This window comes from Bartonella mastomydis (genome assembly GCF_900185775.1).
GTDB lineage: Bacteria > Pseudomonadota > Alphaproteobacteria > Rhizobiales > Rhizobiaceae > Bartonella > Bartonella elizabethae.
The window spans coordinates 160,007-173,363 of record NZ_LT883138.1 but is presented as its reverse complement, the minus strand read 5'-3'; the positions used below and the strand labels follow the sequence as shown (position 1 = coordinate 173,363).

Sequence of the window (13,357 nt, the reverse complement as noted above, 5' to 3'; positions counted from 1 at the left end):
TGTTATCGCTTAAGCTTATAGCCTAAAAGTAAAAATAAGCACCATAGAGGGATAATAATAACTGCCAAACTCATATCAGGCATCTGTACAGGAATATATGTTTCAAGAAAAGGTACTCTTATTCCTACCATATCCAAAAGTCGCGCTATTAATCCATTTTTTCCAAACCCACTTATAAGCATTATACAAAATAATAAAACAAGAAAGCATAAGCAAAGATAGTTAGCGTAAGGATATAAACTAAACGCATAAATAAAGTTTCCTTTTCTGTTTTTATGCGCCTTTCGAAATTTTAAATGAACAATAACAATAATAGCCCAAGTAATAAGTGCAGCAGCAGTTGCAAGAGCCATAATTCGCATAAAACTATTATCAGGAACGAGAGCATTAATAACAACGATTATTGCCGTACACAACGATGAAAAAAGGATAGCAACATAAGGAACACGAGCAGCATTCAGTTTACCGAAAATATGTGGTGCATTTTTTTGTATCGCTAAACTATAAAGCATACGACCATTAGAATAAATGCCACTGTTGTATACAGAAATAGCCGCCATAATAACCACAAAATTCAAAATATGACCCGCAGCGGGAATTCCTACAGTTTCAAAAATTGTAACAAAGGGACTACCATTTTTTCCAATCATATCCCACGGACTGATTATCATAATAACGCTGATAGAACCAATATAAAAAATTATGATTCTCCACATAACTTGACGAATAGCCGCCGGAATTGTTTTTTGTGGATTAGATGCCTCTCCAGCAGCAACACCAATAAGCTCGGTTCCTCCAAAAGAAAACATTACTACAGAAGTTGCCAAAACAACCCCTATAATTCCATAAGGCAAAAAACCACCGTGATCCCAAAGATAATGGATATTCGCTTGATTTTCCCCTATTCCAGTGACAATGAGAAAAATCCCAAAAATAATCATACCAAGAACAGCAGCAACTTTGATCAAAGCACAACCAAATTCAAATTCGCCATAAAAACGAACATTCGATAAATTAACGAGTGTAACAAACAAAAGTACAATAAAGGATGACTTCCAGTGATCAATCAAAATCCAATGATCTAGATAAAATCCAATCACTGTAAGTTCAGTCATACTGACGAGAATATAAAGAAACCAATAATTCCAACCTGTTATGAAACCTGCTAAACTTCCCCAATATTTATAAGCAAAAAAACTAAAAGCACCCGAGGTTGGTTCTTCTACAGACATTTCACCAAGCATTCGCATAATGAAATAGATAATAAGTCCCCCGAAAAGATAAGCTAGAATAGCCGAAGGGCCAGCCAATTGAATTGCTTCTGTCGATCCATAAAAAAGCCCCGTCCCTATAACGCCACCCAAAGCAATCATCTGAATGTGGCGATTTTGAAGATTACGCTTCAATCCATTATCCGCATTCTTCAGCATTACTCTTCACTCCCCCCTCAATATTGATTGTAATCTTTACACGAAGGGCTGATAATATCTTCGACATATTTTTTTTTCAACAGAAATTATAAAAGAGAACATAAATCTATTTTTTTGTCATAATGCAACTCCTTATCTTTCTGTGCATTATGCGAATGTTCCATTGAAACTACAGGAAGAAATATGCTTCGCTCTTTATTCAAATTAATGGCTTTCATTTTTGTTACACTAACAATTATAACGTTGGTTATTGATAATGCACACTCCGTCATCACGTCTCATTGGACAATAACCCCCCTTAATAGAATTCTCGTAACTCTTCTGCAAACAGATATCTATAATCTTAATCAATCTCTATGTAAGATAATGCCCGATTTTTTATCCTCCATTTGCATTACTCTCACTTATCTACCAGCATGGATTATCTTTGCTGCTTTAGCAATCATATTTTGTATCTTAACTTATGAAAAACAAAGGCCTTTTCAAAAAATATCATATACATATAATGGAGAATACATTTAAACTTGAAAAAGATTTATAGAACTCACTGTACTATACACAAACGATGTAACCTAGAGTCCCCTCACCCTATCAACACAGCTAAAAGTCATTTGATCATAAAAAAGAAATTAGCGAATAAATTTAATCCCTGCCTATAAAAAACTCTGTACAGAAAAATTGAAATACATTGAAGCCTTTAGATATTTTTGTAGCTGCTTTTTATACTCTACAAAAAACTTTTTTAAGTTTAGTACTAGAAATCATATATAAAAAGTGTCTTCCAATATCAGCACTCTTTATAAGATTGAAAATTCTTGAAATTAATAAGAAAGTTTTCTAAAGTTGATAAAAACTGTTTTCCATGCTAAAAAATACGTCCAATAAAAACTGGTCTGAAAATAACGCAAAATCGCGATAAAGAATTTTTCAAACTTTCCTTCCCTTATGATATTTACTCTATCACATCTAAAAAAAACAAGAGGCTATGACTAGAATTTTTTTCAAAAAGTATCTTCATAGAGGCACGTCCCTCACATAAAATAGAACACCATTAGGTTGCATATTCACGCGCTTGTTTTTAAAAAACATTTCTCAATATGCCCAAGCCTATTTCATGACATCGACCATGAATGATATAACGGTAAATCCATTCAGCACCTCCATCTTGACGCTTGTAAAGGAACAAGCTAACACCCTCACATACTTTGCCAGCCCTAAAATGTTTCGCTACAGCTCTTGGTACTTGAGGTGATTCATAAGAGGCATTTTTCGCCACTTCTTAATAGTTTTTATCCACACGGGCTCCTCCCTCTTGTAACGCGCAAAAGACATGGTTTTTACTTATTCAACATGAGGAAGATTTAAAATAAGAGGATCTTTCGGTATTCAAAGTTTTAATTCAAATTGAATAACGGTAAATATTATAAATCAGCCTGTTACTTTATTGAGAAAATGGCAAAATAACAGCTTCATTAAGGCTGTTCTCTTCTGAATCTGCCAAGCATCTCGTTAAAACATCAACTTTTTAGATATCTTCTCCAAACTTTTCCATTGGTCAGTGACCACACGAGAAAGCTCCTCAATGAATTTTTCTTGGTAAGCTTGCTTCGTTTCTCGTTCTATCAACCGATTTTATCCGACATGATTCCGACTCCATCTTAAGTAAAAAACGTGATTAAGTTTAATAACCCGCCCCCTTTTCCTTCCGATAAAATTGCAAAGTAGTTTCAACTAATTGCGCTCATCTTATTTTCACATTATATAAGATTTATGATAAATTTTAGTTTCCTGAGCACTTATTCAACAAATTTCTTCCATGTCTTAGAATCAGAAAATATTTTTATCTTTTCTAAGATCTCTTAACACCATTTTCTATCCTAAAGAGAGAGGTTTCCAGCTTCTTAATTTGAACACTATCACAAATCGGTAAGCATTTTATAGCATTACAATCATAAGAATACCGCCTCCATGACTCTTGTGCAGTCCTCTCCTTCAATTATTATCACATCTTATAAATTATTGAAAAAAATGCATACTTGCTTTTATACATACTTTTAGCTATTACCCTCAAATTAGTTTTGTTTCATTGACTTACAAACCTATGCCGCATTAGCTCAGTTGGTAGAGCACATCATTCGTAATGATGGGGTCGCTGGTTCGAATCCGGCATGCGGCACCGATTTGTGTGTTTAGAATATTTAAATATATAGATTTTTTCTTTATTTTCTATTTTTAGACCACCTTTTATGGTTTATATAATTTTGCTTATTTTTATACTCCATAAATGAGTGAAGATGCTGGAAAGAGAAATTTTCCTTCCTAACTTCAAGCAGCTTTTATCAAAATCTTTTATATCCCTTGTGTTATTACCCCTAAAAAGATTTCAAAAGCTGAACTGATTTATTTAAGATGCTGCTGGAAATGTAGCCAATACAACACTAGACAAGATAATGCCATTGCCAAAACGCTTCATATGAATAAAAAACATAATCAAGACTGCCGCTCAAATTTCTTACAGTACGATATTCTTTAAAAAATGATTAAATATCATTGATCTATAGATTAAATACGCTCCTCTGATATACTGTTTCAGTTGGAAACAGACTATAAGAGAGTGATAAAATATCCATTATGTTTTCATGTAAATATATTTTATTTATAAAAAAATTTATGTAACAGTTTATTTCAAATCCTTCATGAAGGTATGTTTTTAAGGAAATTAAGCAATTAGAGGAAAAAATAAAGAACAATTAAATTAACTATAGCTTTTTTGATTAAATATGTATAATACGTTATGTATTCGATATGTTGATTCTAAGATAACTGGTATATGGTAATGTTTAATTGTAATATCTCTTTTTGTTTTATAAAAGTTTATATAGTGTGAGTTATAGATTCTGAAATTATTTGAGAATCAATGCCTATTGTTTTGTTCATTATTATATTTCTTACTTTTTGTTGAAAAGCGCTTTTCTTCTATAAAAGTATTGAGGTATTTCAAATAAATTTTTTCTAAATCATTCTAGATCAATTGTATTTATAGGTGAAATATTTGATTATAAATTTATAAATTGGTTGATCAAAAATTGTTGTATTTAGGTTCAAGAGAAAGTTAATTACTACAAAATGAATAGTAATTAATGTGATTTTTGCTCTAATAAAAATGATATGGGTTTTAATAAAGTTCATTAAGGTGGTTTTATATCGATTAAACCATTTCACTGTTTCGTGTTTTAAAATTGAGTAGATGTAAGTTTTAAATTTATGTCCTGCTTTATGTAGTTTTTTATAGGATTAAGAATAATGCGAAAAATATCAACAGAAGGGCTTGCATTGATTAAGCAATGGGAGGGGTTACGTTTAAAGGCCTATGAGGATTCTGGTGGAATATGGACAATTGGTTATGGGCATACAAGTGCAGCTGGCGCCCCAAGTGTCCATAAAGGCATGCAAATTACGGAAAAAGAGGCTGAAGAAATCCTTCGTCGGGATTTGAAAGACTGTGAAGCTGCTGTTGAAAAAGCTGTTACCGTTCCTTTAAGTGATGAACAATTCGCAGCTTTGGTATCATTTTCCTATAATGTAGGAATAACAGCTTTTCGCAAATCTACGCTTTTAAAAAAGCTCAATAACGGTGAATATGAGGCGGTACCAACTGAATTGCAAAAATGGACAAGAGTAGGCGGAAAGCGTATTCAAGGTCTTGTCAATCGTCGAGCAGCCGAAGCAGGGTTATGGGCAAAGGGAGCTCATGTTGCCCCCAATTATCATGTTGTAGAATCAGAAGGCGTAACGGGGATTTGCAAAATAGAGGCTCTTGCACCAATCATAGGCTCTTTTTCAGGGCTTGGAGGGCTTTTTGCAGGAAATGGTCCTGTCCAGTGGGCTTTAGCAGGCGTTATGGTTTTAGCTGCTTGTACAGCTATGATATATATTGCTAAACGTTTTCAGGAACACCGCCTATGATCTTATGGATAAAGAAGTATCTGACGACGACCTCCGCAATCATAGCAGCTTTTTTTCTAGCTTTAGTGAAGGCATTTTTCCTTGGAAAAAGAGTTGAGAAGCAAAAACAAACAAAGGAAGCTTTTAATACAGCGAAAACACGGCTTGAGGTAGAAAATGAAATTAACAAGAAAAGTGATGCTGATGTGCGCAATAAGCTTTCTAACTGGTTGCGCGACGAATGAACGAACTTCTTGTATTGGGTGGCTGCCAATTTATTTGAATCGACAAGACATCAATGTCATTAGTCCAGAATTGGCAAGAGAGATTCTCAAACATAACGAACAAGGTGAGCGTGTATGTGGGTGGAAACGTACACGAAAAGTGAAGAAATAAAAGTACGATTTCTCTGAAACATTCATCAACGAAAAAATTTGAAAGAGGTGAATCCATTTAAATTAAAAACAGAAACCCTTAAAGGATTAAAACACTTTGGTCGTCTATTTGATTTATTTGGAGCGATTTAATTTCATTGGAGTAACAATTTCATTAGAGTGACAAGGGGGAACTTGACTTAAAATCAAAGGATTTAACTGGTTATATTTTCGTAAAATGATTGGATGTATTAAGATATTTTAGGGTTGTTCCTGTTATTCTAACCAAACAAGAGAAGAAAGGATTTTGTAGATTGCCCTTTTATTGCCTTTCAAAGATCTGATGATATAAAAAAGGGCTGTTTTCAGCAAAAATTATTTTTAGAGATCTGTCCATATTTAAGAAATATAAATCCGTAAAATTATATAGAGATATTAGATTTTTAGGGGATTTATTAATGACGTTGTTTCAGCTTTTTACTGTAATGTTCTTGAAGATAAAATAAATACTTTCGCATTGTATCTGCTGTTTATGCTAAAGTGGCGCAAGAATATTGCAAATAATATTGGTTGTTAATTTTTCTGTAGGTAAGCTCTCTATATTTGGAATAACATGCAATTTCAGTGGAGAAAACCAACGCCTATTTTTACCTTCATTTTTTTACTCAGCTTTTTTACTTTCAAAAGCTGCCTGCACAATTTCTTTAAAAGTATTGCTTTGCTATTTTAAAATAGTTTGTTCTCGAAAGATAAATGGCGGCTTCACGAATATCTGGAAAGACTGCTCAATGCGCAAAACTTTATCCGATATGTATTGTAAAAGTTGGAAGTGCTGAATAAAATTTGATAGGTATTGCTGCTAGTCTTACTTCATGTGAAAAAAGTTCTTGGTTGTTTTGCAAGCTTATTTTTTGATAACATGTGCCCTTAACAAATAAAGGTATACCTGCTTATTGTGAAAATTCTGTTCGATTAATTGATATTAGTGCGGGTATTAGCTATGGATCCTGAAAATAACCCATCATGCCATTTCCGATTTTGCTTCGTTTCGCACCATTCCTAACATACAGTATTATTGCTTCTGCAGATAATAAAGAAACAAAATCCATAATTCTCTCAACGTTAAACAATCCTATGCACGTTTATATCCCCCTAGAAAAGCACCCTGTTATAAATATTCATAAGAGTACTGCAAACATCGATATCAGCAAAGCTTCTGTTATCAAAAAGGGGAAAGATATTCTCCTATTTGCCACCGGAAAAATCATCTAAATTTATCTTGATGCAGCTGAAGCACTTCAAAAATATGAAATTATTCCAACAGTTGTCAGTGTATCTACAATCCAACCTTTAGATGGTACATCTCTATATTAGAACTCTGTAAATCTCGCAGATCTATCGTTATTTGTGAAGAGCATTAAGGAGACTTAGAGAAGAAATAGCAAGATTACTCATGGAACAAAATATCGTCTGTAAATTCCGTATCACTATAAATACCGGATGAGCCAATCTATAATGAAAGCCAATGGGATTGTTTTGCAAGTTATAAAATAAATCGATAAAATATAAAAAACTGTATTAGCAATGATATAAGATACAAAAAAATATGAAACTACATCTTAATATGCTCGCCCAGTTTAAAATCATCATAAATCATAGAGGATGCAAAAAAAGAGACTGATAAGCACATTAAATCACGTTGTCTTGCTTTCTAATGAAAGCGTTTTTTAAAAGATACTATACTGTTTTTTTATTATTTAAATATATATTCTATAAAAAACAATATCATGTCCATATAATATATTATTCATTAAAATCAGCATAAATAATATAGATATTATAGAACATATCTCCATTTTTTTATAATTTATACACATTAATAATACATATTGATTTTTTGAATAAAATTAATTATATACTATATGTATTAATTTAATATTAAAAGCATGATTAATATATTATATTTTTTATAATTAGGAGAGGAAAAATGCTCACAGCATTATTTATATCTATTTTTTCTTTCTCAACAGTTGTTATGCCTTTGTTGGCAGCGCTTGTTCCTTTTTATCCTTAGAACGCGTTTTAACAAAGTGAATAACAGGTTTATGAAGTATTATTTGTACTTTTTCTGCTTTGATTGTTATTAAGATTTTTTATTATTATAGTTATTGGATATTTATTGCCATTTTATAGAAGAGATTTTTGACCTTTTTCTTCAACGTTAACTGTCAACATATCTGTAAAATATACAATAATGCTCTTCTATAAAAAATTTCTTTTTCTAAAAGCAGTATAAAAAATAACTTTCATTGCTTAAAAACATCTGTATTCACTAAACTATCGCGTGTAATCTCTTTTACTGTCTGAGCACCAGTCAGTGTCATAGCTACCCGCATTTCATTGGCAAAAAGATCAAGCAGGTGAGTAACACCTTTCTCACCTGCTGCAGCAAGCGCATAAACAAAAGCACGACCAATCATAACGGCATCTGCGCCTTGTGCGATCATGCGTACAACATCAAGACCAGAACGCACACCAGAATCCACTAAAATAGTCAAATGATCCTTTACAGCATCCGCAATTGCAGGCAACGCCTGCGCCGTTGATAAGACACCATCAAGCTGGCGTCCCCCATGATTGGAAACAACAATTCCATCAGCACCAGATTGTACTGCTTCTCGCGCATCTTCTGGATCTAAAATACCTTTCAGAATCATTTTTCCTTTCCAAAAATCGCGAATCCATTGTAGATCATGCCAACTAATTGATGGGTCAAAATTTTCCCCAATCCAACCAACATAATCATCCAGTGCAATCTTCTTTTTGAGATAGGTGGAAACATTTCCAAGATCATGGGGGCGCCCCATAATACCAACGTTCCAAGCCCAATGTGGATGCATAAAAGCTTGTAAAAAACGGCGTAATCCAGCATAAGGACCAGACATCCCCGAATGCGCATCACGATAACGCGCACCTGGAACTGGCATATCAACTGTAAAAACCAACGTGCGGACACCAGATGCCCAAGCCCGCTCTAATGCGTCACGCATGAAACCGCGATCTTTGAGAACATAAAGTTGAAACCAAAATGTATCTCCAACTGCTTCTTGCACTTCTGCAATAGAACAGACTGAAACAGAAGATAGAGTAAAAGGAATCCCTTTTGCAACGGCTGCACGCGCAGCTTGTACCTCACCACGGCGTGCATACATGCCCGTTAGCCCAACAGGTGCAAGAACAATCGGTAAATCAAGTGTCTGATCAAAAAGCTTGATTGAAAGATCAACTGCACCAACTTGCCTTAGAATCCTTTGACGCAGTGCAAGTGCTTGAAGATCTGTACAATTACGTCGCATCGTTTCTTCTGCATAAGCTCCACCATCAATATAGTGAAAAAGAAAGGGAGGAAGACGACGCTTTGCAGCCTTGCGATAATCAAATGTTGAAGAAATAATCATTGATGGCACCATTGTTTCTAAATGAAAAGAGAAGATATCCTAAAACACATAAGAGCCCCCAATACCTCCTATTTAATATCTTCCCAAACGCTCTATTGAATAGATAGAGGTAACAGAGATTGCAACTTTCTAAAAAACTCATTGATAAAAACAACGTCTTTCTGTCTCTTTTCCAAATTTAAAACCTCACAGTATGGAGGAGGATCAATAACCTATTATTCAGACATTTATACATCGTTCATCTACAATTGAAGTGCTAGACTTTACTGTAAACAGATGCCCCTTTGAAAGCTATTGCGCCACCAGTTTGTTTATTGCCATTCAAAGTTATCTCTCCCTTAAAAGTTTATTTACATTATTTTTTATAAGAATAGAGAGTTTCTTATCATGTAGGATAAACTATAATCCCCCCAAAAGATAAAAAAAGTATTTATTAGCTCTGAATAATAAATTTTATAGAGAATAAACTATACTCGGTATTTAAGCTCTAAAACCATGAAGTTTATAGCAGCATCTAGGTCTTGCATGTTTGTTTTGAAAATCAAATACGCTATTGTTATGTTGAGTTTTATTAACTTGTTGATTTATTATCATAATGCATATACAATGACTTATTGAAATAAGAATTGAATACAGTAAAATTCTTTCATTTTAGATCTTTTTACGATGAAACAATTGGAATTATTCTTTTGCTCATGATAAACGGAGCTCATATGGAATAAAAATTGTTAAAAAAGAAGTAAAAATCCCTCTCATATCCTCTAAAATGCAAGGGTAGTCATAACTTTTAAAAATGACAATAAAATGCAGGGAGCCCGTTTTGTGAGGAAAAAAATTCTTACTTAAAAGATATTTCCTGCATAGATTTTATCAAAACTCTTAGTTTTTAGCTCATTTAAAATGCTTGGATAATTTTAAACCCTGTGCTTGATAATGTGACCCGACATCATGCCCATAAAGGGTTGTTGGTCGGCTAAGCATATGCTCATAGACCAAACGGCCAATAATTTGACCATGCTCTAAGATAAAAGGAACTTCATGGCTGCGCACTTCTAAAACCGCTCTTGCCCCTTTACCACCCGCTTCCATATGCCCAAACCCTGGATCAAAAAAGCCTGCATAATGCACCCTAAACTCACCTACTAAAGGATCAAAAGGGGTCATTTCTGCGGCATAAAGTGGAGGTACATGAACAAACTCTCGTGAAACTAAAATATAAAACTCATCAGGATCAAGAATCAGCTCCCTTTGACCACGATCAAAAAGAGGTTCCCAAAAATCTAAAACGTGGGCAACAGCACGTTTATCAATATCAATAACACTTGTATGATGTTTACCACGATAACCTATAAGCCCGTTTTTGTCTCCTTTTAAATTAATGGAAAGCCCAATACCACCAGCGCTAATATTAGGAAGATCATCCGATATCAGCGTTTCTTGCCTTTGCAAAGCATGCAGCTCAACTTCATTTAAATAACTTTGCCCTTTTCTAAATCGAAGCTGTGATAAATGCGAGCCTGTACGCACCAAAATTGGAAATGTTCGTGGGCTAATTTCCAGATAAAGAGGACCATGATAACCAGCACAAATTTTATCAAACTCTTGAGCATTATCTGTAATGACCCGTGTAAAAATATCTAATCGTCCCGTAGAGCTTTTGGGATTGGCAATAGCAGATAAAAATTCTGGTAAGGCTAAATTTTCCAAAAGTGGAACAATATAAACACACCCCGTCTCCAAAACAGCGCCATCTCGTAAATCAAACTCATGCAACTTTAACCGTTCAAGCTTATCCAAAACTTTTGCCTCAAGACCCGGCATAAAGGAAGCACGTATACGATAAGCTTTCTCCCCTAAACGAAGATCAAGGCTTGCTGGTTGTATTTGTGATCTATCAAACGGACTGTGCGCTGTCAGAAAGTTATTATCGATCAAAGCTTGTATATCACTATCCGCTAAAATACCGCTTATACGCTCCATATATATTGCCTTCCCTTTTTACACTGTTTCTTTTTTGACCTAGATGATAAATTGGTGCAAGCTATTTTAGGATGATCAAAATTATTTTTTTTCCAAGTAATTTGTTAATACTTCAAATAATGAAAAAAACTTAGTATAATATGCCCTCGAAAAAATAAGAAGCGTTTAGAAATAATACCTCTCATATCTCCTCATTCTTGAATGTTGTATAAATGATGTTATCATAATTTTCTATAAACCTCTTAAGAATCCTGTTAGAATTTATTATGATTATACGCCATCTTAGCGAAAATATTATTAACCAAATCGCCGCTGGTGAAGTTATTGAACGGCCAGCAAATGTTGTCAAAGAACTTGTTGAAAATGCTATTGATGCTGGTGCAACGCGCATTGAAATTATGACAGCAAATGGTGGAAAAAATTTTATAAAGGTAAGTGATAATGGTTGTGGGATTCCTGCTGATCAGTTAACTTTAGCCGTTTCTCGCCATTGTACCTCAAAGATTACCGATGACGTACACAATATCTGCTTCCTTGGGTTTAGAGGAGAAGCCCTCCCTTCTATTGGTTCTGTTGCTAAACTTAAACTTATTTCACGGACAAAAGAGGCTGAGAATGCCGCTGAAATTTCCGTTACTGCAGGCAAAATTGTAGGTCCCAAACCCACTGCTGCAAATCTTGGAACAATTGTTGAAGTTCGTGACCTTTTCTTTGTCACGCCAGCACGATTAAAATTTATGAAAACTGATCGGGCTGAAACAAATGCTATTAGTGATATGATTAAGCGAATTGCTATCGCATTTCCACATATCCGCTTTTCTCTTTCAGGACTAGACAGAACATCTATGGAGCTGTCTGCGACAGAAAATAATACTCAAGGACAATTACAACGTATTACCCAAATTATGGGAAAAGAATTTGCTCCTAACAGCATTGCACTGAATGCTGAACGCGAATCTGTGCGCTTAACAGGGTTTGCTTGTTTGCCATCTTTTAACCGAAATAACAGCCTGCATCAATTTGCTTATGTTAATGGGCGTCCTGTGCGTGATAAATTTCTATGGGGTGCAATTCGAGGCGCTTATGCTGATGTCATGACACGGGATCGTTATCCTGTCGCTATTCTTTTTATTGATCTTCCTCCTGCTGAGGTCGATGTTAATGTTCATCCAGCCAAAGCTGATGTGCGCTTCCGTGATCCAGGATTAATTCGTGGTTTGATCGTTGGAGCCATTCGTGAAGCATTGCAGCAATCTGGTATTCGCCCAACTTCAACTCGTTCTGAAGCAATGCTCACAGCTTTTCAAACACAAAAACCATTAACACAACAATCATTGGACAATTTTAAAAATGCCCACCAATCCTCTTCTTACAGCCCACAGCCTCATCATTTTGCCGCTGCTTCAATGGTGCACAAACCGTTGGATAGTAACGGTTCTTTTGGTTTAAAAGAAAATGCTACGCCTATTATGGAGGGCTTAAATACACCAAGTGGTGCTACCTACATTCCAAGCAATATACCTTCGTCAGAAGAGTTGTCGTATCCTCTAGGTGCGGCCAGAGCACAAATCCATAAAAACTATATTATTGCCCAAACTCAAGATAGTTTGATCATTGTCGATCAACATGCTGCGCACGAACGATTGGTTTATGAATCACTCAAAAATGCTCTTTATGCCAATCCACTTCCTTCACAATTATTATTGATTCCTGAAATTGTAGAACTCTCTGAAGAGGATGCAACATGCCTCCTAACGCACAAAGATGCTTTGCAAAAATTTGGATTGAGCATAGAACCATTTGGACCTGGTGCAATTCTTGTACGCGAGACGCCTTCCATGTTAGGAGAGATCAACGTTCAAGCCCTTATTAAAGATCTCGCCGATGAAGCTGCTGAGCATGATACAACAAACAATTTAAAAGAAATGCTTGATTATGTTGCAGCAACGATGGCTTGTCACGGCTCAATACGGTCAGGGCGCCTTTTACACCCCGAAGAAATGAACACACTGTTACGACAAATGGAGGCAACGCCCAATACAAGTACGTGTAATCATGGACGCCCTACTTATATTGAACTTAAATTAGCAGATATAGAACGGCTTTTTGGCAGAAAATAAATGTTTAACTCTTTTAGACCAGAAAAATATTTTTAAATTAACTCTCGACT

8 protein-coding genes, 1 tRNA gene and 1 pseudogene are annotated in these 13,357 nt (G+C 34.9%); 5 read left to right on the top strand and 5 right to left on the bottom strand.

Features of this window, described 5'->3' with window-relative positions:
* Positions 1–2: 2 nt before the first annotated feature.
* The gene (locus FJG96_RS03955; protein ID WP_139412837.1) at positions 3–1,430 is read right to left on the bottom strand and encodes an amino acid permease; all 1,428 of its coding nucleotides are present in this window, start codon (positions 1,428–1,430) and stop codon (positions 3–5) included.
* Between the two features lie 183 nt (positions 1,431–1,613).
* Here FJG96_RS03955 and FJG96_RS09020 point away from each other — a divergent pair, with 183 nt between their 5' ends.
* Complete coding sequence (locus FJG96_RS09020) at positions 1,614–1,952, top strand: hypothetical protein (protein WP_139412836.1); 339 nt, start codon at positions 1,614–1,616, stop codon at positions 1,950–1,952.
* A gap of 987 nt (positions 1,953–2,939) precedes the next feature.
* Here the strand turns inward: FJG96_RS09020 and FJG96_RS09015 are convergent.
* Positions 2,940–3,056, bottom strand: coding sequence for a SlyX family protein (locus FJG96_RS09015; protein WP_246046894.1), 117 nt, complete (start codon positions 3,054–3,056; stop codon positions 2,940–2,942).
* A 477-nt stretch (positions 3,057–3,533) separates the two neighbouring features.
* Here FJG96_RS09015 and FJG96_RS03940 point away from each other — a divergent pair.
* From FJG96_RS03940 to FJG96_RS03930, 3 genes are all read left to right on the top strand, one after another.
* A tRNA-Thr gene (locus tag FJG96_RS03940) sits at positions 3,534–3,606 on the top strand.
* Positions 3,607–4,733: 1,127 nt separating this feature from the next.
* Entirely contained in the window at positions 4,734–5,396 is a 663-nt protein-coding gene (locus tag FJG96_RS03935) for a lysozyme (RefSeq protein WP_139412835.1), read from the top strand.
* Positions 5,393–5,620, top strand: a complete 228-nt coding sequence (locus FJG96_RS03930; RefSeq protein WP_139412834.1) for a hypothetical protein — start codon at positions 5,393–5,395, stop codon at positions 5,618–5,620. The genes FJG96_RS03935 and FJG96_RS03930 overlap by 4 nt, the downstream gene beginning before the upstream one ends.
* Before the next feature lie 667 nt (positions 5,621–6,287).
* On the opposite strand, the pseudogene FJG96_RS09005 reads toward FJG96_RS03930, so the two are convergent.
* The 3 genes and pseudogenes from FJG96_RS09005 to FJG96_RS03905 form a co-directional block, all read right to left on the bottom strand.
* A pseudogene (locus tag FJG96_RS09005) lies at positions 6,288–6,506 on the bottom strand (integrase); the annotation flags it as partial.
* Between the two features lie 1,549 nt (positions 6,507–8,055).
* Positions 8,056–9,207, bottom strand: coding sequence for an FMN-dependent L-lactate dehydrogenase LldD (lldD, locus tag FJG96_RS03910; RefSeq protein WP_139412832.1), 1,152 nt, complete (start codon positions 9,205–9,207; stop codon positions 8,056–8,058).
* An 891-nt stretch (positions 9,208–10,098) separates the two neighbouring features.
* Complete coding sequence (locus FJG96_RS03905) at positions 10,099–11,187, bottom strand: 2'-deoxycytidine 5'-triphosphate deaminase (protein ID WP_139412831.1); 1,089 nt, start codon at positions 11,185–11,187, stop codon at positions 10,099–10,101.
* Positions 11,188–11,453: 266 nt separating this feature from the next.
* On the opposite strand from FJG96_RS03905, the gene mutL reads away from it, so the two are divergent.
* Positions 11,454–13,307 carry a DNA mismatch repair endonuclease MutL gene (gene mutL, locus FJG96_RS03900; protein WP_139412830.1) on the top strand — a complete coding sequence of 618 codons (1,854 nt, stop codon included), beginning with the start codon at positions 11,454–11,456 and terminating at the stop codon, positions 13,305–13,307.
* Positions 13,308–13,357: the final 50 nt, after the last annotated feature.